21 protein-coding genes are annotated in these 20,463 nt (G+C 48.1%); 18 read left to right on the top strand and 3 right to left on the bottom strand.

The features are described 5' to 3' along the window. Window positions 1–240 precede the first annotated feature (240 nt). From MKY82_RS14375 to MKY82_RS14395, 5 genes are all read left to right on the top strand, one after another. Window positions 241–1,200, top strand: coding sequence for an AAA family ATPase (locus tag MKY82_RS14375; protein WP_339223687.1), 960 nt, complete (start codon window positions 241–243; stop codon window positions 1,198–1,200). A 14-nt stretch (window positions 1,201–1,214) separates the two neighbouring features. Continuing rightward, window positions 1,215–1,853, top strand: coding sequence for an RNA ligase family protein (locus MKY82_RS14380; RefSeq protein WP_220685497.1), 639 nt, complete (start codon window positions 1,215–1,217; stop codon window positions 1,851–1,853). Window positions 1,854–2,093: 240 nt separating this feature from the next. Continuing rightward, window positions 2,094–2,552: a hypothetical protein gene (locus MKY82_RS14385; RefSeq protein ID WP_220685496.1), complete on the top strand. Its 459-nt coding sequence runs from the start codon at window positions 2,094–2,096 to the stop codon at window positions 2,550–2,552. Between the two features lie 126 nt (window positions 2,553–2,678). Then, window positions 2,679–2,942, top strand: a complete 264-nt coding sequence (locus MKY82_RS14390) for a DUF4181 domain-containing protein (protein ID WP_339224440.1) — start codon at window positions 2,679–2,681, stop codon at window positions 2,940–2,942. A gap of 92 nt (window positions 2,943–3,034) precedes the next feature. Continuing rightward, window positions 3,035–3,484: a DUF1569 domain-containing protein gene (locus tag MKY82_RS14395; protein WP_220685495.1), complete on the top strand. Its 450-nt coding sequence runs from the start codon at window positions 3,035–3,037 to the stop codon at window positions 3,482–3,484. 111 nt (window positions 3,485–3,595) lie between these two features. Here the strand turns inward: MKY82_RS14395 and MKY82_RS14400 are convergent, their stop codons facing one another. Further along, entirely contained in the window at window positions 3,596–4,081 is a 486-nt protein-coding gene (locus MKY82_RS14400; protein ID WP_339296390.1) for a hypothetical protein, read from the bottom strand. A gap of 102 nt (window positions 4,082–4,183) precedes the next feature. Further along, a complete protein-coding gene (locus MKY82_RS14405) occupies window positions 4,184–4,834 on the bottom strand; it encodes a hypothetical protein (RefSeq protein ID WP_220685493.1) in 651 nt (216 codons plus the stop codon). A 124-nt stretch (window positions 4,835–4,958) separates the two neighbouring features. Here MKY82_RS14405 and MKY82_RS14410 point away from each other — a divergent pair, with 124 nt between their 5' ends. Next, window positions 4,959–5,435, top strand: coding sequence for a hypothetical protein (locus tag MKY82_RS14410; RefSeq protein ID WP_220685492.1), 477 nt, complete (start codon window positions 4,959–4,961; stop codon window positions 5,433–5,435). 21 nt (window positions 5,436–5,456) lie between these two features. Beyond that, window positions 5,457–6,212: a siderophore biosynthesis protein gene (locus tag MKY82_RS14415; RefSeq protein ID WP_194542385.1), complete on the top strand. Its 756-nt coding sequence runs from the start codon at window positions 5,457–5,459 to the stop codon at window positions 6,210–6,212. Window positions 6,213–6,291: 79 nt separating this feature from the next. On the opposite strand, the gene MKY82_RS14420 is transcribed toward MKY82_RS14415, so the two are convergent. Further along, complete coding sequence (locus MKY82_RS14420) at window positions 6,292–7,179, bottom strand: AraC family transcriptional regulator (protein ID WP_339296391.1); 888 nt, start codon at window positions 7,177–7,179, stop codon at window positions 6,292–6,294. A gap of 124 nt (window positions 7,180–7,303) precedes the next feature. Here MKY82_RS14420 and MKY82_RS14425 point away from each other — a divergent pair, with 124 nt between their 5' ends. The 11 genes from MKY82_RS14425 (at window position 7,304) to MKY82_RS14475 (ending at window position 20,457) form a co-directional block, all read left to right on the top strand. Continuing rightward, the gene (locus MKY82_RS14425; RefSeq protein WP_194542387.1) at window positions 7,304–8,086 is read left to right on the top strand and encodes a phytanoyl-CoA dioxygenase family protein; all 783 of its coding nucleotides are present in this window, start codon (window positions 7,304–7,306) and stop codon (window positions 8,084–8,086) included. Between the two features lie 190 nt (window positions 8,087–8,276). Next, window positions 8,277–10,034: a histidine kinase gene (locus MKY82_RS14430; RefSeq protein WP_339223699.1), complete on the top strand. Its 1,758-nt coding sequence runs from the start codon at window positions 8,277–8,279 to the stop codon at window positions 10,032–10,034. Continuing rightward, on the top strand, window positions 10,027–11,370 hold the full coding sequence (locus MKY82_RS14435) for a response regulator (protein ID WP_339296392.1): 1,344 nt from the start codon (window positions 10,027–10,029) through the stop codon (window positions 11,368–11,370). The genes MKY82_RS14430 and MKY82_RS14435 overlap by 8 nt, the downstream gene beginning before the upstream one ends. Window positions 11,371–11,490: 120 nt before the next feature. Then, window positions 11,491–13,215, top strand: a complete 1,725-nt coding sequence (locus MKY82_RS14440; RefSeq protein ID WP_339296393.1) for an extracellular solute-binding protein — start codon at window positions 11,491–11,493, stop codon at window positions 13,213–13,215. An 82-nt stretch (window positions 13,216–13,297) separates the two neighbouring features. Next, window positions 13,298–14,188: an ABC transporter permease subunit gene (locus MKY82_RS14445; RefSeq protein WP_071221825.1), complete on the top strand. Its 891-nt coding sequence runs from the start codon at window positions 13,298–13,300 to the stop codon at window positions 14,186–14,188. Window positions 14,189–14,208: 20 nt separating this feature from the next. Beyond that, window positions 14,209–15,096, top strand: coding sequence for a carbohydrate ABC transporter permease (locus MKY82_RS14450; RefSeq protein ID WP_194542391.1), 888 nt, complete (start codon window positions 14,209–14,211; stop codon window positions 15,094–15,096). Window positions 15,097–15,123: 27 nt separating this feature from the next. Next, window positions 15,124–16,410, top strand: coding sequence for a Gfo/Idh/MocA family oxidoreductase (locus tag MKY82_RS14455; protein WP_339296394.1), 1,287 nt, complete (start codon window positions 15,124–15,126; stop codon window positions 16,408–16,410). Window positions 16,411–16,627: 217 nt separating this feature from the next. After that, complete coding sequence (locus MKY82_RS14460) at window positions 16,628–17,116, top strand: hypothetical protein (RefSeq protein ID WP_339296395.1); 489 nt, start codon at window positions 16,628–16,630, stop codon at window positions 17,114–17,116. A 255-nt stretch (window positions 17,117–17,371) separates the two neighbouring features. Continuing rightward, window positions 17,372–18,529: a type III polyketide synthase gene (locus MKY82_RS14465; RefSeq protein ID WP_220685485.1), complete on the top strand. Its 1,158-nt coding sequence runs from the start codon at window positions 17,372–17,374 to the stop codon at window positions 18,527–18,529. Next, window positions 18,516–19,238 (top strand): methyltransferase domain-containing protein, encoded by a 723-nt coding sequence (locus MKY82_RS14470; RefSeq protein WP_194542394.1) that lies wholly within the window; start codon window positions 18,516–18,518, stop codon window positions 19,236–19,238. Before MKY82_RS14465 ends, MKY82_RS14470 begins: the two co-directional genes overlap by 14 nt. A gap of 58 nt (window positions 19,239–19,296) precedes the next feature. Beyond that, complete coding sequence (locus MKY82_RS14475) at window positions 19,297–20,457, top strand: FAD-dependent oxidoreductase (protein WP_194542395.1); 1,161 nt, start codon at window positions 19,297–19,299, stop codon at window positions 20,455–20,457. The last annotated feature ends 6 nt before the right edge of the window (window positions 20,458–20,463 follow it).

The raw sequence follows: 20,463 nt of genomic DNA on the forward strand, positions 1-20,463 counted from the left end.
TGATTGCCGGGCAGGGCTTCTTCCTGTTGCAATCAGCCTTTTTATAGGTATGTAAAAGTTGAGTATAAAAATTCTCTACTTACTCAATCACTCCGAAAGGATGGTACATTATTTAGAGGCATGGACTTCGATAAGCGCTGTCCATTTGAGAGATCTACCTGACCAACAGGCGACTTGAACTCCCTCCGAACACGTAAAGATGACACCTAGCGAACCAAGACATGAAAGGAGGTGAACAACATGTGTACGATTCATATGCTGGTGGGGATACCCGGCAGCGGAAAAAGCTATTATGCCAAACAATTATGCAAAAGCGAGCGGGCCGTCATCGTTGCGACGGACTCGATCCGTGAAAGATTGTTCGGCAGCGAATCCAAACAGAAAAATACGTATCTGGTATTTGATGCAGCTTTCGCCGAGATCGAACAGGCGCTTGCGTCCGGACGAAATGTCGTTTTTGATGCCACCAATGTCAGCCGGGAGCGGAGACAGAAGTTCCTGAAGCGATTTGGCGATCGATCGGTGGAATGCCATATCTGCACAACCCCTTATGAAGTGGCTCTGGAAAGAGTCAAGGGACGAAAACGCCGGCTCGACGAGAAGATCATGACGAAATATGCCAAGAACCTTGAATTTCCTGTCATGAGAGAAGGATTCAGTGATCTGCATCTCGTTCATGAGCACGGCGAAACGCAGCTTACAAGAGAAGAACTGGAAGTGCTGTTAACACGCAGACCGGGTCATGATGAGTTATTTCTCTACTTGTCTCAATCTCCCTATTTCAATGTGATGCTGGGATATGATCAGGAGAATCCGCATCATTCCAAAACGTTGTCGGAGCATACGTATGCCGTGCTGGAATATATCAATGCTTTCTATGAAGGCGAGCATCTGCTGGCTATGCAATTAGCAGCGCTGTTCCATGACGCGGGCAAGCCGTTCTGCAAAGTATGGAAGCAAGCAAGAGGGTACTATTCCTATTATGGGCACGAGCACGTATCGGCAAGCATTGCCTGCCATACATTGAAGGACCTTGGGTATGATGATGCATTCATTCAGCACGTCGTTCAACTTGTGAGCTTTCATATGGAAATTTTGCATGGAGGGGATGCAGGGGCATCCAAAATCTATCATTTGTTAGGCGAAGATAGGCTGGCTGAGCTGTATTTCTTCGCAGAAGCCGATACCTTCGGCAAATAAGGAGGTGAACAACGATGAAAATAAAGTATCCCAAAACGATGCATTTGCCTTGGTCCAGAGGGTATACGGATGACGATAAGATTTTACGAAACACGGACCATTTTACGGGACAGGAGGTCGTCATTACCGAGAAAATGGACGGGGAGAACACCACGATGTACCCCGGTTTCATTCATGCGAGATCGCTGGACAGCAAGGATCATCCTTCCCGTCATTATGTGAAGACGCTGCATGGGGGCATCAAGTATATGATTCCGGAGGGTTACCGTCTCTGCGGGGAAAACGTATATGCCAAGCATTCGCTTTTGTATTCGGCGCTGCCGTCCTACTTCATGCTGTTCTCCGTATGGAATGAGTTGAATGTGTGCCTGTCATGGGATGAGACGGAGGAATGGGCGGAACGTCTGGGGCTGGTCACGGTTCCTGTCTTGTACCGGGGAATCTGGGACGAGGATGCTGCCAAGTCTTGTTATACGAAGCAGTCAGACTGCGGCGGGGAGCAGGAAGGTTATGTGGTTCGGCTGGCTTCCGCATTTGCATATGACGACTTTAAGCGCAGCGTTGCCAAGTTCGTTCGCAAGAATCACGTACAAACCGACGAACATTGGCTAAGCAAACCGATCGAACCGAATCAATTGGCAACTGCGGAATAGACGATGGGTGAGTGTAATAAACATTAAATATTAGAAAATGAGGTGCTGATCATGTAATTCCAGATTGCTTTTTATATGAGATAATGTAAATAGATAAAGACAGGAGCTGCCGATTAAATCGGGGCTTTTTTTATTGTTGTTTGTACATAGGGTTACCACATTTTGTTAGTTCAAGTATAATGAACCTATACATATGGATCAGAATACAGACCCTCATTATTTCATGATAGGAGTGTAAAGATGAATATGAAGATGTTTCGAGTTTCTGCTCCTTCAGGGATCAGATTGATGATATCGATGTTGATTTTAATCGCTATTCTTCTTGGAAATATAATAAGAGGCCATGAAGAAAGGGACTTCTTTTATTATGCCTGCATGGTGTGGTTAGTTTTTTGTTCCGCCGTATTCCTCATCTCCGTATATCGAACCTATCTGATGAAACCAGGCATGTTGGAAATGACTCAAGACGGAATCGTCATAAACGGTACAGTAATTAACGTTGAAGCTGTGAAATGTTTGCTGATCAACCATGACAGGAAACCGGTGGTCGGGATTAAACTGAAAGGGCGTGCAATCGTACCTCTAAAGTTATGTTTTACGTTCGCGGAGGAGCAGACGGAGGGAATCAGGCAGCTGGAGTTTTGGGCACGCGAAAGACAGGTGAAGGTGTCTAAAGGTTTTTTTATGAGATGGCTGTAGGAAGCACTTACTTATTATTCCACTTAAAGGAGGATGATAATGGAGGGGTTATACTCATTTATTCTCCTTGTTATTTGTGTTGGTCAATGGGTCTTAAGGAAGATCATCGACGTCGGCGAGGAAGAGATGCGTGATACACCGGTGCATAAATGGTATCTTCTGGGCTCATGGGCTTTATTAATTCCGATACTCATCCTTATATGGACGATGGATAGGAGCAGACCCAATCCCATATGGCCGTTCTTATTATCCGTAATCTTCTGCTTTCGCGGATATATGGAGTGGAAATACATGCGTGAAAGCAGGCACCATCAAGTTTCAATCCTATTGGCTGCAGTTTCGCTTTTCTTCACAGGATTGATGATATTCATTCTCTTATTAAAATATTAAAAAAAGCAATCAAAAAGAAATGTCCCGGAGATGGGTCAGCTATAATGTAATCAGGTGTTTAGACATGGATTACATTATGGGGAGAGGCTAACATGAATAATATGTTCAATCATGTAGATATGACTCAAATCTTAAACCGAATCGACGCATTAAGCGCTCAATCACAAACGTTATGGGGAAAAATGGATGCTGCCCAAATGCTGTCTCACTGCTCCGCGTTCCAAGATATCGCCATGGGCATCACAAACCCGCCAAGAGGCTGGTTAGGTAGGCTGGTAGGGAATCTCGCGAAGCCTGTGTTTTATAATGAAAAACCGTTACCCCGGAATATGTCTACGATTCCGGATATTTTGATTGCGGATCCAAGAGAATTTGAAACGGAAAGAGAACAATTGAAAGAAAAAATAGTGGCATTCCAAAAGAACGGACCTGAGAAATGTACCACGCATCCTCATGCATTCTTCGGTAAATTGACTCCGGAGCAATGGGGGAGGGGATTATACAAGCATCTGGACCATCACTTGAAACAGTTTGGTGTGTAAGGCTCAAGAAACCTGTGCAGTATGGATGCTTATATCCCCCCCGTAGAGCCATCCCAACGAAGGTTGGCTCTACGGGGTTGAAGGGTTTTGCTGCATATTATCTATTTTTCTTTATAACCAATCCTCGTATTTCTCCATAGTAAACTCGCCTTCCAGCTCCAATCGGGTATCCGGCTTACTGCCGTCATAATAGTTGACGTCCATCGTCGTCCCCGTCCAATATACGTAAAATACGCTATTTCCTCTATATTCGATGCGTCCCCGGTTATCATTTACCTCTTGGTGTTCAAAATAATACAACCTTGCATCCAGGCTTCTGGAGTTCTCGTTGTAACCCTGGGCAATCGTAAATTCCAGCGGAGCAAAGACATCGAGTTTTAACGTATCCAGATAAATCGTAAGCTCCGCATCCGGATTGTTCAATAATTCATCCGAGTCCGGTAAAGACTGGAGCGGCTCGGGTTCCGTCTCTGTCTCGAACCAGAGCATGATTTGCGGCCGTTCATTGACTTGGCTGCGGGTTGCATAGGCTTTGGATCCGGCCAAAGCGTGTTTTTCGGTTCCGTTATAACGGATTAAAGTTAAAGTTCCTGTCATGCGAATCTCCTTATTTATTATCTCTTATGAACATTGAATCATCGCACCTTTCGATTACATATACCTTGTAATGGTACGGTTAGATTAAACGATCAGACATCTTTACTGAAGCGATAAATATTCCAGCAGGGCATCCATTTGCTCGCTTCCCAAAAGATCAGTCAGTGATGGCATCACATGGGCGAGAAAATCCGGTTTGGTCTCATAGGTTTCTTCGTCGCTGGTTTCACCTTGGAAATGAAGAGCACCTTGAATGAGAATGGACAGCGCGTGAAAGCAATCCGCAAGCGAATTCGCGATCAGCTTTGGCTCGCCACCTTCGAATGCGGCATATACGGGCGAACCACTGGCTTGGACGTCTACCATCAGCGGATCATCATTCACATTGGCAATGACGAGGTGATGGGCTAGCCAAGTGCTCGATTCCACGATTTCACCACCGTCGCTAATCCAGCGATAACCCAATTGCTGCCGGGCCAGATGCTCAGGAGAAACAAAGTAGATAACCGCCGATTCTCCGATCTCAACCGCCGCGTTTTTCATTTTATGGGTTCCTTCGGCCATAGCGTCAATCATCTCATAATGGCTATATAGATAGGTCAGCTCAGGGGACAGCGTGATACGTTCATCCACGGGTGGCATCCGGACCTCGGACCGCTGTCGTATTTCATGATCGGTGAAGAGCCCGAAATCCCGATTATATAAGTCCTGTTGTTCTATGAATCTCGTTAAAGCGGCTTCCAGTTCCAGCATTTATTTCATCCCTTCCAGCATATTAATCGAATTATAACACGCCAAGTCACCGTGGTTAAGCGTGGGGAATACAAACTCAGGAATGCAATATGGTAGAATATCCCCTATGAGGGGGCAACGAGAGATGAAATATGAGTTCAATATTACAGCGTCAATTTCCGAGCTCGTATGGTATCCGGATGAATGGTCTGACGAGTATAAGGTGCACCCGAACTTCCAAGCGGTGATGGATCGGCTTGACATAACCGTTCCCGTAAGAAATATATATGAACGGTACTTCGATAGTCCTGTGAACAGCGGACATGTTCTGGTATTCCGTGAGGTGGAGGATTCGGTTTCCTGCATCGTGCTGGACACGTATCGCGATCCGCTGGATCAGCTGGATATGATTCAATTGGGTTGGCGGAGCCATAGTGGGGATAACGAGATTCGCCGGCTATCCCGCAAATTTTATGATGAATGTGAGTTTGCGGTCCGCTATCAGGAAGGACAATCGGTATTGTACGAACTGCTGCGCGAAGATCGATACCCACGGCAATTCCGCTATGATATAGTTTTTGAGCAGAAGATGAAACGATTTGTGAATCTCATGGATTCATAAAAGCCTAAGGAGTGAGCAATTATGAATATATCAAAATCGCATATTCGTCCTTTTCCAGCTTATGAGGATGTTTTTGATGGCGATATAGAGCGGTACCGGCAGCATTTTCTCCCGATTCTCTCCCTGAACCTGAAATGTCTCTTTCCCGAGGAGGATCAGTGGCTGCACTTTGTATCCGTTAAAGAAATTCACGAAGGCAGTGTCGGTGAAGAGACGGCCTCCGAACACACGGCGTACACGAAGGAGGATATGTTTGGTTTTGATGTGGTGGATGGTAAATATCGCTTCGAGACCGGTTGGAACTACTTCTTGCTCGAGCAGGAACCCGATCATGAAACACTGATAGAAGCCTATGCCGACAATGAGCGGGACTTCATGGCTCGCAAGCAATTCTATGAAGAGAAGGGACATATCTTCCCATACTCGTCGTTCGGTCGCGCTGCCGGATCGTCGGATGAGCTGAAAAGTGAATACCAGGAAAAGCTGGAGAAGGGCTGGGGATTGAGCTTTCCTGAGATCAACGGACTCCTGGATGACATCGGATTTATGTCGGAAGAAGCCCAGCGGGATCTGCAGGAGGAGGGCGAGTCGCTGGAAGATTGGCTCAGGTTTGAGCAGACCAATCTGCTCCATGTGCCTCGTACGCCGGAGGGAGAGACATTTACATATATAGGTCGGTTAACGGGATATTTCTTTCAGGCCTACGGGGCTGATGCGTTATATCTATTCTACTCAAAGGAACTGTGCAAGGCAGTCATTTGCTTGGAATATACTTGAACTGCGACTTAACCTAGGCAATGATGACGAATGTCCAGGTTAGAAATACAAGCAGCCTCGTGAATGGAGGGCTGCGAGATCATTCTTGTTGATCCGCCTCTAAGGCCCATTTCGCTCGATAAGCGGCAGGGGGGATGCCCTTGAACTTGGTGAACAGTCTTGTGAAGTAATGAACGGATGAGAACCCGGTTCGCTCTGCAATCACCTTGATGGGATCTTGGGTGTGCTGGAGCAGCAGTTCGGCTGCCCGGATTCGTTCGGTGCGAACCATAGTGGTAAAGGATTCATGAATGCTCTCCGCAAACAATCGGGATAATTGCCGCTCGGACACATTCAGGTAAGCCGCCACTTCGGGTAGTGACACAGGCCCGCTGAGATTGTCTCTTATGTACAACTTTGCCTTTTGAATGAGTTGTAGCGCGGATGATAGGAGTGGAGCGCTTTCGAAGCTGCCGGAAGCCCCGAGCAGTCCAGGAAAGGATTGCAGGAGTACATGCGCCAGCTTGGGCAGAAGCGATGCAGGCAGCGAGTCATCGGATTCCGACCGGATCAGCATGGATTTCCATATTTGGGTGGCGGGTGATTCGCCCGCATGCTCGGTCCAAACAGCACATCGATCAAGCGCTTCCATGTATTTCACCGATACATCGGGAGCTGACGGTTTCTCTATCGCTTCGAACGCAACGAACAACAGATTCAGATCGTGAACGTCTTTAATCTGATGTAACCGACCTGGGCGTGTACAGAAAGCTACCCCTTCATATAAGGGATAAGTCTGATTTTCGTCCGTATATACACCGGTCCCGCCGTCCACATAACATATCTCATAGAATGAATGCCGATGTATGGAATTGGCCGTCAAATGCCGGACGGTCCCCCAGTAATGGACAAGAAATGAGAGGCTTTCACCCTCAAGCCGTCCCGCATAACGATTAAGGCGTTCCTCGCTTTGGCTCCAATGATACAAGGCAGTTTACAGCTCCTTTGGCGTAATTTTGCAAAACGTCGTCATCCCCGTGCAAATACGATTTCGCTTGCCCTTACTATAATTAAACTAGATATTCCATAAAATATCGAGAGGGTGCATGGTGATGATTGACGAGAAGGATGTGCAATTTTACAAAGAGAATGGGTACCTGCTGGTCCGGGGCGTTTATAATCAACAGGAAGTTGAGGATATGAGAGCGGCAGTTGATGGGATCATCCAGAGGGCGGCACGCGCCAAATCGGATCAAAACCATGCCTGGCAAGGTGACTTCCTGCCGCCTGAGCAGCTTAAGAAGCTGGTCCTGAAAGGTTTTCACGATGTGCACTATCATGATGCCGCGTTCATGCGAGCGGCAATCCATCCCCGTATGACAGAAGTTTTGAACGGAATCATCGGACCGAATGTGCAGCTGCATCACTCGAAAATGCTGGTGAAGCCTCCTGCTAACGGGGCCGCGTTTCCCATGCATCAAGACTATCCGTATTTCCCACATCGCGATCACACCATGTTAGCAGCCAGCGTTCATCTCGACGATGCCGATATGGAGAACGGCTGCCTATGCGTTGTGCCGGGGTCCCATAAACAGGGCGTTTTGCCGCATATCGGCGCTTACTATTTGAACCACAAGGAGTATCCATTATCTTCGGGAACCCCGTGCCCAGCCAAGGCGGGCGATGTGCTCTTCTTTAATTACTTGACCATTCATGGCTCGGACGTGAACCGGAGCGATCGAACGCGGAGAAACATCCTATACCAATATCGTGATGCAGCGGATGTCCCTACAGCGGATGTTCACTTCGATTGGGGAATGGGCCTAATGGTAAGCGGAACCAATCCGGATTTCAACAACGTGAAGCCAAAATATGAAATCATCGGTTCGAAGTGACCACATCATAGTGCTGATCCCTTTGCTGAAATTAAAGCAGCTTAAAGCCCCCTGCGGGGCTTTTTTCTATGCCTGAAATTCATGGCTGTTCATGTTCACAACTAACATGTAAAAATATTTCGTTGTAATGTCAGCCAGCCCCCCTATACTAGATGATAATAGATCGGTTGATACAAAATGGGGGGAACGCATGAAACTTCAGGCTCCGGGCAAAGCATCGAAATGGTTTGTATATCAGAAAATCGTCATCGTTTTTATTCTATTATTACTTCCTCTCATCTCGATGAATATTTGGTTGAATTATAAGGGGATGTCCGTTACGAAGGAGTCCCTCTTGAACTCCGCGACGGCGGGCGCATCCTTCTATTCCAAACAGCTCGATAAAGAGATGTATTTTATCCGGAATTTACAGCTGCAGTTGTTAAATGACAAGGATCTGCAGAAGCTGAGCTTTCGGGGCAGCATGCTGGAAGACTATGAAGAGGTGGAGCTTATTGACCAGGTCAGGGATCGGCTTGCAACCCTCATGGTCTCCAGCGAGTACATTGTAAGCGCCGGTGTTTACGTAAAAGATATCGGGAAAACGATCTCCACCACAACGGGAGTAACCAACACGCCCAATAAGGAAATGGAACGGATATCTTCCATGATGTCGGTTATGCCCAAGCCTTCTTTTTACCGCAGCGGTGACCGGATTTTTCTGATTGAGACCGAAAACAACGGCGGCATCTGGTCCTACATCGAAATTTCCAGATCCAAGCTGCTGGGGGCTTTAAGCGAAATTGCCAAGCTGTATCCGGAATCCGAAGTATTACTCGGGAGTAAAGAAGGGGGGACCATATTAACGACAGCTTCGCGGGATGATGAGTCATCCGAGATTTTGAGTCATATCCTGGACAATCCCAGCCCGGAACAAAGTGTATCGGGGACGGGGGAACTGGATGGCGTAGACTATTTTATCATCCAGAATGAAGTTAGCGCGCTGCATCTGTCCCTGGTCATGTATGTGAACCAAAATGAAATCACGCGGCCTTTAAGCCAATTCATTACATGGTTTTATACGTTGTTTATTCTAGCGGTGACCGTCATGGTGCTCTATTCGTTCTCGGTTAATCTGATGATCCACAGGCCTCTGTCCAAGCTTGTCAAAGCCTTTCATATGATCGAAACCGATAATTTGAACATCATGATCGATTCCAGAAGCAAAGATGAGTTTCATTACGTATTTAACGGGTTCAACAGGATGGCGCATAAGCTCAAACATTCGATTGAGGAAAACTATGAGCAAAAATTAGCACTTCAGCACTCGCAGCTGAAACAGCTGCAGTCCCAGATCAATCCGCATTTTCTATATAACAGCTTCTTCAATATTTATATGATGTGCAAGGTTGGAGACTCGGACAGCGCAGCGGAGCTCTCGCAAAAGCTCGGAAGCTACTATCAATACATCACGAGAAGCGGCTCCGACGAGGTTCCTTTCTATACGGAATACAAGCATGCTCTCGATTACTGCGAGATTCAAGGCATCCGCTTCTCGAACCGGATAACATATGAGCATAGAGAAATTTCGGACATCCCTCCGTTCATTACCGTTCCGAGACTCATCATACAGCCTATTGTAGAAAATGCGTTTGAGCATGCGTTCGAAGACGGCATGGAGGAGGGGAAATTGTACATCAGCAGCGATTACCGGGAAGGACAATTGCGCGTGACGGTGGAGGATAACGGGAAGTTGCTAACGAATGACATGCTGCAGCGTTTGCAGGATAAGCTTGCGATGGATTCGAAGCATATTGAAAAAACAGGTTTGGTCAACGTGAACAACCGGCTTCAGCTTAAATACGGGCCAGGCAGTGGATTATTCATCTCGCGCAGCGCCTATGGCGGCTTAAAGGTGGATCTGATCATGATCATCGATGGGATAGAGGAGGGGCATCATCATGTATAGACTGTTGATCGTAGACGACGAACCTGTCATCGTTAACGGCTTGGTTCAGCTATTTCAGGAGCATGCACAATTGGAACTGGATGTATGCAAAGCTTATTCCGCCAAGGAAGCGCTGGAAATTGCCATGAGAGTGAAGCTGGACATCCTGGTCAGCGATATACGAATGCCCCATAAGAACGGGCTTCAACTGATTGATGAAATTACATACTATTGGCCGCATTGCCGAATTATTTTCTTGACCGGTTACAGTGAGTTTGATTATGTGCATGAAGCACTGCGAAAAAACGTGGATAATTACATCCTGAAAACCGAAGGAATCGATCCGATTTTTCAAGCTGTTCAAGAGGCCTCCTCAAAGCTTGACGAGGAGAATCGTCGCAGAATCCAGGCGGAAAAGGCAAAAGTGCATTTTCAAATCGCCGAGCCTCTGCTGAAACGGGAGCTGATACGTAAGGTATTGAAAGGAGAACCTGTTCATCGTCTATTGTCCGAGCCTCGCTATGAAGAAGTGGAGTTCCGCATTGATGTAGACCAGCCGGCATTCTTTATCATGGGAAGGATCAGGGGCGCAGCGGAGACGAAAACAAAGGATGTGGCGCAAGCTGTTCAGATGACGTTTATCAACGATTTGCCCTCCTCATTTACATGTGAGCATGCTGTTCTGGACGATGCCTTACAGGTATGGCTGCTGCAGCCGGATGCGGAGCTTCGGAATCGTTTTCGCGGGGATGAGCCGGAGTATGAGCTGCATTGGCACAGGTTTATATCCTATATGAAGGGCATCCTGGAGCTGGTTCAAAATGAATGCGAGGAACTGCTCGGTGTTCATGTTTCTTTCGGGATATCCGGCAATCTGCTACATAAGTGGGATACCTCGGGGCAGCAGCTTGATGTTATACAATCCATGCTGCAGTGCAGGGCTGCGCTTGGTCAAAATATGGTCATTGTGGACATTGAAAAGGCTAAAGAGCTTGAAGATAACGATCGAGATTACGACCGGTTCAAGCAGGATGATATGAAATTCGATGTGATCGACCAGATCCATAACTATATTTTGGAGCATTTATCCGGGGACGTCTCCTTGACCGCGATTGCGGAGGAAGTCCATTTTAACCCGTCCTATCTGTCTCGCTACTACAAGCAGCTGACAGGGCAGAACCTGCTGGAGTATATCCAGTCGAAGAAGCTGGAGGGAGCGCTCCATCTGATGCTGCATACGAATATGAAACTGCAGGAGATTGCCACTCGGCTCGGATTCGAATCTGCTTCTTATTTCACGACATTTTTCAAGAAAAAGATGGGGGTTTCCCCTCAGGAATACCGAAATACCCAATAAGTAAAAAAAGTGAAAGAGATGTAAAAAACTTAAAATTGATAGCGCTTTCGGCCGGAATCTATAATGAGACGTAGGCAGCACGGATTTCAAGATTACGCCAGATAAAGGGGGAAAGCAATCATGAGATGGATCAAACTAGCGAAGATGATGTTGATTAGCACGATGACGCTTTCGGTAATGGCTGCATGCTCGAATCAGGTAAAAGAATCTGAAGGGACGCCGGTCAAAACCTCTACAGAGGGTGCAAAAACCAATACAGCACCGCCCGACCCTCTAGGCAAATATCCTGAAACGGTCACGGTCACGCAAGTGCTCGGCTACAATCCGCCGGAGGATCCGCGGACGCCGCAAGGGATTACACCTGAACAGAATGCTTACTTCAAAGATCTCAAAGATATGCTGAACATTGAGGTTCAGTACAAATGGACGGTGCCTTCCAGCCAGTTTGAACAGAAGTTTTCATTAGCCATGGCTTCGGCGGATCTGCCGGATGTGATGGAACTGGACCAGAAGAACTTCGAGAAGCTGAAGAAGCAGGGGATGCTTGCCGATCTTACCCAAGCTTACAACGACTTTGCTTCACCAGCACTGAAAAAGTACATGGAGTCTGACGACGGATTTGCGATGAAGACGTTTACGTCGGAAGGCAAGCTGCTCGCGATTCCCGGATTTGAGGATCCTTTCCTGTCTACCCAGCTGCTCTGGATCCGGAAGGACTGGCTCGACAACCTGAATTTGCAGTCGCCGCAAACCATGGATGAGCTGGAACAGGTTGCAAGGGCTTTTGTGCAGCAGGATCCGGACCAAAACGGTAAAAGTGACACGTACGGTATCGCGATGCAGAAGAATCTGTTCTTCTGGGGCTTTGACCTGAGAGGTTTCTTCAATGGATTTGGCGCTTATCCGTCCATCGGGGACAATCAGTCGGCCTGGATTAAGGACGACAGCGGCAAGCTTATACCTGGACTCATTCAGCCGGAAGTAAAGACCGCCCTGGGCAAGCTTCAGTCCTGGTACAAGGAAGGAATTCTGGATAAGGAATTTGCCTTGAAGGACGAGAACAAGTCCGTTGAAGATATTACCGCAGGCAAGGTCGGCATTTCCTACGGCGAATGGTGGTATCCGAACTGGCCATTGAACCTCAATGTCGATAAAGATCCTAAGGCAGAATGGATTGCCCTTCAAATTCCCGGGCTGGATGGACCCGGGAAGTCGATGGTGCCCAAAATTCGCAGCAACAAGCTCGTGGTCGTGAACAAAAAAATGAAGAATCCGGAAGCTGCCATTAAGATGATCAACTTCTACATCGAGATGGGCAACAAAAAGTACATGGATCAGAATAAAGCGGAAAAAGGATATGTATACAATTGGTTCAACCCACGGATTTATAATCCGGCCCAAATCGATACGATCTATACGGAAGTAAACAAAGCGCTTGACGCGAACCAATCGGAAATCACGCTGGATGACGAGAACTACAAAAATGTGGCCGACGTCTTCAAAGCAACAAAAGATTACCTTGCCGGTAATACCGCAGATGCCTCGAAAGGCGTGAATTGGGGCCAGTATTTCAGTCGGGCGGCGAAAGACGGCGGCTGGGGAATGACGCGTCAAATCAAAGAAAAACAGGCATATGTGAACAATGAATTCTACGGCCTTCCCACGGCAACGCAGGTGGAGAAGGGATCCCAGCTCGATAAACTGATGCAGGAAACCTTCACTAAGATCGTCATGGGGGCTTCGCTGGACGAATTTGATAAATTCGTTCAGAGCTGGAAGTCGCTTGGCGGCGATCAGATTACGCAAGAGGTCAACGATTGGTACGGCCAGCAGAGTGCCAAATAATCTTTGAATGATAGAACGGGAGGATAAGCCTTTATGAAGTTGGCAGATTCCTCCCGTTTTAAATGGACGGGGAGGTTCATCTGTGAGAACGCTGAAAAAAGAATATCTGCTGCATTTGATGTTGCTGCCTGGAGTTATCGTCACGTTAATTTATGCTTATGGACCTATGGCCGGCCTCGTGATGGCTTTTCAACAGTTTGAGCCGCTGGCCGGGTTCTTCCACTCGGATTTCGTTGGCTTTGATAATTTTCGATATGTATTTGAACTGCCCGATTTCAAGCAGGTACTGTGGAACACCATTGTCATTTCCGTATTTAAAATGATTTTGTTTTTACTGGTGCCTCTGATCCTGGCACTGCTTCTCAACGAAGTCACCCGAAGATGGTTCTCGCGCTTTATCCAATCCGCCATCTTCCTGCCATTCTTTCTGTCCTGGACGGTGCTTGGCGGCGTCATCATAGAATTGTTCTCCTTGAATGGTCCGGTAAACGGCTTGCTGGGTGCGCTCGATATGGAACCGATCATGTTTATGCTGGATAACCACTGGTTCCGTGGGATCATTATCGGTTCGGACGTATGGAAAGGAATGGGCTATAACATGATTGTTATGCTCGCAGCCATAACAGGAATCCATGCAACATTGTATGAAGCTGCAGAAGTAGACGGAGCGGGAAGATGGAAACAGATGATTCATATTACGCTTCCCGGCATGGCACCGATTCTCATCCTGCTGGGTGTATTAAGTCTTGGCGGAATTCTCAATGCCGGTTTCGAACAGATTCTGATTATGTACAACCCGACGGTTTATGAAGGTGCGGATATTATCGATACCTTCGTCTATAGACTCGGAATGTTCAGTCAGCAATTCGGACCTGCCGCCGCAGTCGGCTTCTTTAAATCCGTCATCTCCCTGGCACTCGTGGCTGTGACGTACTATGCGGCTTATAAATATAACAATTATCGGATCTTTTAGGCTGGAGTGGAGGTAGGAAAATGCACAAACCAACGATCAGCAGAAGGCTGTTTGTAATCTTGAATACGCTGGTTCTATCCGCAATCACCTTGCTCGGCATCATTCCGTTCATTCATTTGCTCTCGATTTCGTTAAGCTCGAATACGGCGGCGATGGCGGGAGAAGTGAGGCTCTGGCCCGTCGGCTTCAACCTGGATGCTTACCGGTATTTGGGTGAAAAGGTGGAGTTTTTTCGATCGTTTCAGGTTTCGCTTACACGGGTTGTATTAGGAACGGCGGTGAATATGTTTTTGGTATTCATAACCGCATACCCCTTATCGAAATCCAATTATCAATTTAAGTTCCGAACGCCGTACGTGTGGTTTTTTGCCATTACGATGTTTTTCGGCGGGGGCTTGATTCCCACTTATATGATCGTAAAGAATACCGGCTTGATTGACTCCGTATGGGCGCTGATTCTTCCTGGGGCGCTCAATGTTTGGAACATGGTCCTCATGCTGAACTTCTTCAGAACGATCCCGAAGGAGCTGGAAGAGGCTGCAACGATTGACGGCGCCGGACACTGGAGAATATTATGGCGTATCTACCTGCCGGTTTCCCTGCCGTCTATTGCAACGATCGGCTTGTTTACCATCGTGGGACACTGGAATGCCTGGTTTGATGGAATTCTATATTTGAATTCACCGGATAAATATCCGCTGCAAACCTATTTATCCACGCTCATTATGTCAATCAACTCCCAAATGACCTCGATATCGATCGAGCAGATCAAGGCGATGGAGAATTTGAGCGAGAAAACGCTCCGGACTGCCCAAATATTCATGGGAGCGCTGCCGATCATGGTCGTCTATCCGTTCCTGCAGAAGTATTTCGTTAAAGGGATGACGGTTGGCAGCGTTAAAGAATAAGCACTTGCAAAAAAGGAGAAGAATCGGATGAATAAAGTTAAGGTTGCCCTCATCGGAGCAGGGCTGCGAGGCATCAATTATATGGAATATGCCCTGCTCCATCCCCATGAGCTTGAGGTGGTTGCCGTCGCGGAACCGAATCAGCAGCGGAGGGAACAGTTTAAAGCTAGGCATGGCCTTGAAGATTCGGCCTGCTTCGAGAATTGGAATGATTTCTTTGCAGGGCCCAAGCTTGCAGACGCGGTATTGATATGCACCCAGGATAAGCAGCATTTCGAGCCGACGATGCGGGCGCTGGAGGCCGGTTACCATGTGCTGCTGGAAAAACCGATGTCTCCAGATCCCGAGGAGTGCATCCGGATGGGCGAGATGGCTTCGCAGGCCGGGCTGGTGTTTTCCATCTGTCACGTGCTGCGATATACACCGTTTTTCACAACTTTAAAGGAACTGCTGGAGCGTGAGACCATTGGCCAATTGATGTCGATCCAGCATAACGAGAACGTGGGCTATTGGCATCAGGCGCACAGCTTTGTCCGGGGGAATTGGCGTCGTAAGGAAGATTCCAGCCCTATGATTCTCGCCAAATCCTGTCATGATCTCGACATTTTGCTTTGGCTTGCCGACTCGGATTGCCTTCGTGTATCCTCTTTTGGCTCACTGAGTCATTTTACGGCAGCGCAGGCACCGGAAGGCGCACCCAAGCGCTGTCTGGATGAATGCCCGGTCTCGGATCAGTGTCTCTATTATGCGCCTGATCTATATTTGACAGAGGATACGAATTGGCCAACGTCGGCGATCAGTGATGATATGAGTTATGATGCCCGTTACAAGGCGTTGCTGGAGGGGCCATATGGCCGCTGCGTATACCATTGCGATAATAACGTTGTGGACCATCAGGTCGTCAATCTGGAATTTGCCAACACCGTGACGGCTGCATTTACGATGAGTGCGTTTACGCGAGATGTCAGCCGCACGATCAAGCTGATGGGAACCCGCGGGGAAATCCGCGGCGCCATGGAGAAGAATGAGATCGAGATCATTCACTTCGGCAGCGGCAAGATCGAGCGAATATCTTTTGAGGATAGAGGCGGGCATGTCGGACACGGCGGCGGTGATATGGGCCTGATCAAGGATTTTCTGAGACTGGTGCAGTCAGGGGGAAACGATCAAGGGCTGACTTCGGCAAGCCGTTCCGTTCAAAGTCATCTCATGGCGTTTGCGGCTGAGCAGTCGAGAGTGGATGGAAAGGTCATCTCCCTAACGGAAATTGAGCAGCAGTTTAGCCCATCAATGAGCACGAAGTCCGGGAACTAATAGTTAGATACTCAAGCCTGGTTGCTGCTGCAATCGGGCTTGTTTTGTATTCCAGAAAGGTAAGAGATATATCTGATTTATCTGAGCAAGTCGCCGTTCCCGAGTGGCTGGCTATGTTAAAATAAACCTAGAAATTCAGCCGAATTTCTTGAAGGTTTGCTTTAACTGTTAGGAGATGACGATTATACGATATCTAAAAGATATTCAGGAGCCGGGGATGGGAACCTGGTATTTTGAAATTGATAACAACGGCACGGCATATAGGCAGATCGTTCTTTATGAGGATGGCAGCTGCATTACATCCAACCGGAAGCACGAATCCTCTCATTTCATGCTGGCGGAGCATCCTCTTAATCCAGAGGAACCCTATTATTCAGAAATCAGTCAAGCTGCATTCGAGGAGCTTTGGTTGGAACAGCTGCAAGCCGGCATGGAGGACTGGCATCAGACCCAACGTTTATTTCCAGTCGGCGCTAAAGTGGAAGGGTTCATCGAGGCCTTTTTTCCGCAAGGCACATTGATTAACTTGTTGGAACCGCGGGCCGTAGGCTTGACTGACACGTGCGCTCTGGAGTCACGCTCCCCTGCTGAATGGATGTACCCTCGTTATCGGGTCATTGCCGAGGTATCCGGTTACGATGAAGTAAACCAATGGGTGCTTCTTGTCAATGCTGAGCTTCCAGGAAGTCAGTTGGACGAGTCTTAACCAGGATCCGCGTTCAGGATCACCAGCCAATCGCGTTTTCTTTTACAAAGCGTAACCATCATATGTAGCTAAGGAAACCACGAAAACCGTGTTTTTTTTTTGCGACTTGGTCATGCGTATAAAGCGTTTGGCTTGAATTGGATATAATTTGCTATGCTCGGGTTATCCTAATCTCAAGAGTATGTCTTTGAACGAATTCAAAATGCCCAGGGAAGGGTAATCATGTTTTATTCCAAGACGATACAGGAGGTTAGCATGAAACATTCAAACGGTATATCCGATGTTGGGATACTCGGGATGGGCACTGCATTGCCGGTACATTCGGTGGCACAGTCGGATATTGCGGATTTAATTGCTTCTACGCTGCAGGATCAACCCGACCTGGCCCGCTTTGCTCGAAGAGTATTTCGATCCTGTGGTGTCGAAACTCGTTATACTTGTGAATCCAATTACCTTGGTTCATCGGAAGAATGCCGCTATCTGCCTTCCCATGACGAATCGGACATCCCGACTACCGAGGAACGAATGGATACATACAAGCGGGAAGCCCTCCCGCTTGGCATAGAAGCAGCCGAGAAGGCAATGAAAGATGCCGGTATCTCACCGGATCGAATCACGCATCTCATTACGGTCAGCTGCACGGGCCAATACCAGCCGGGCATGGATGTGCTGTTGATTCGCCATTTGGGGCTTTCTCCGCGCGTCAATCGTCTGCCGTTGATATTTCAGGGATGTGCTGCGGGCCTTAAAGCGATTCAAATGGCAAGGGATGTTGTCAGAGGAGCGCCGGCTTCACAGGTTCTGATTGTGTGCGTGGAGCTTTGCACCCTTCATTTTCAGCCGGTCAAGGAGAGGGAAGCGCTTTTTGCTGCTTCGTTTTTCGGTGATGGTGCCTCCTCTTGTGTTATCGGTCACCCGGAAACGGATCATCAACATTATTTGGAGCTCGGCTCGGGTTATTCGGTCGTGCTCCCGGATTCAACGGAGGATATGACGTGGGAGGTAGGCAATACAGGCTTTGATCTTTTTTTATCGCCGCGTATTCCCAAGCTGCTCGGTACTCACCTGGAGGAAGAAATGCGTGTTCTGCTGAAGGGAGATAAGCTCCCGGAATTGTGGGCCATCCATCCTGGCGGACGGGGCATCGTGGATTCTGTCCAGGAAGTCATGGGTCTGACCGATGAACAAACCAAATACAGCAGGGACATTTTAAGAACGGCGGGGAATCTCTCCTCCGTGACCATTATGTTTGTGCTGAGTGCGATGCGTAAGGAGATGCAAGAGCTGAACAAAACTTCCACCGACGGGGTAGCCATGGCCTTCGGCCCAGGCCTGACCGCGGAGCTTATGCGATTTACCTACATGAAGGCATATACGTCATCGGTCAAGGATCTGGACCATGTCCTTCTTTAGAACATTATCCATCCGGGCGCAGGAAGAGGAGCTTATGGATGACTTTTCCATGGGAGGGGAAGAGTTGATCGAAGCGCTGAAGCACTTAAGGCGACTGAATCGAATCTTCGCAGCGCCTGGTCCTACCTTAGATGGCGTGGAGAAGCTTTGGAAATCGATTGGCTGCCCGAGTACCCTTAGCATCATGGACGTAGGAGCAGGTTCAGGCGATGTAAACCAGAAGCTGCTGCAATGGTCGGATCAAAGGGGCATCAAGCTGAATATCACCTTGGTCGATATGACAAAAGAAGCATGCGATGAGGCTAAGCGCTTGTTTACGAACGAACCGAGGATTCAAGTTCGGCGCGCCGATGTTAGAGATTTACCCGATGCATCGGCTGATATCGTGACAGGTTCCCAGTTCATCCATCATTTCCAGGGTAAGCAGCTGGTGGAGATGGTGATGCATATGCTCAGAGCTTCTATTTACGGGGTCGTGATCAATGATATTCATCGGCATCCGGTACCTTACACGGCAGTCTGGCTTACGACGCGTATCATTTCCCGCAATCGTTATATCCGCCATGATGGTCCGTTATCGGTTGCTAAGGGATTTAAAGGGAAGGATTGGAGAGAGTTGAAAAAGCAGCTCAATCACGACACCATGACCTATAAATGGAAGTCGATGTTCCGTTATTCCGTTGTTATCCCGAAACAGGGGACTTGCTAATCCTCTACTCGTTAGCAATGAATGTTCTTCATGCAAGCTATGAGGCAGGTGTTCATATATGTCAAAGCAAGCGGATGTCATCGTCATTGGAGCGGGAGTAGCCGGCACTAGCTGTGCACTACAGCTTGCTAAACAAGGACATCGTACGATATTGCTGGACCGGCAATCCTTTCCGCGCCATAAAACCTGTGGTGAATTCATGTCCCCAGAAACCAAAGAGATGCTGGACTATCTAGGGGTCCAATTACGTGAAACGGTTGAGCCTAGTTCCATGGACCACGCCAAAATCGTAATGCCGCACGGCGGTGAGATTAACGCTCCGTTACCGGGGCAAGCAACCGGAATCAGCCGCTATGAACTGGATCGCCTGCTGCATGAGAATGCAGTGAGCGCGGGCGCGGACATTGTCACGGGAACAACCGTAACCAACATTCAGAAGCTGGATAATCATCGGTATGAAGTCGATGCAAGGCAAGGGAATGAGGCCGTTCGATATGAGGCAAGGGCCGTTATTGGTGCGTACGGTACAAAAAGACCACGTAGCGTTGCATCTGCCGAGGCGTATCGGGATGACACCGTGTATGTTGGTGTAAAATCGCATTATAGCGGCATTACGATCCCTGCTCGGGTTGAGCTGTATTTTTGCGAGGGGGGTTATGTCGGAATTTCGCCGATTGAAAAGGGGATGGTCAATGTAGCCGCGTTGCTGACCCTGAAATCAGTGCAGGGCAGCGGCAAATCGGTGCCGGAAATTCTACGGGCCGCTTCACGTACGAACAGAAGGTTAGCCGAACGAATGGCTGAAGGGGAGCCTGTTTCGGGAACCCAGGTATCGATTGCCCCGCTTCATTTATCCAATACGCCGCATCCATGGTCGGAATATCCGCATATCGGCGATGCGTTGTTGATGCTTCCGCCGTTGTGCGGAGACGGGATGTCGGTTGCTCTGCGATCATCATGGCTATGCTCCGACTGGACACACAAATATTTACATGGGGAAATAAACTTCGAACAATGGCGAGACCAATATACGCTTGAAGCTAATCGTACGTTTAAGGAGCTTCTCAGAAGGGCAAGGAGAATTCAGAACCTTGCTTTTGCCAAAACCAACCGCTTCTATCCAGGCATCGCCCGGATGATTCCAGGATTGGCGTCCTATATCGTAAAAGCTACCCGGTTATCCGAAACGGGCATAGGGTATGAATGGATGGATGGATGAGACGAC

It is taken from the genome of Paenibacillus sp. FSL W7-1279, assembly GCF_037969845.1.
Classification (GTDB): Bacteria; Bacillota; Bacilli; order Paenibacillales; family Paenibacillaceae; genus Paenibacillus_AQ.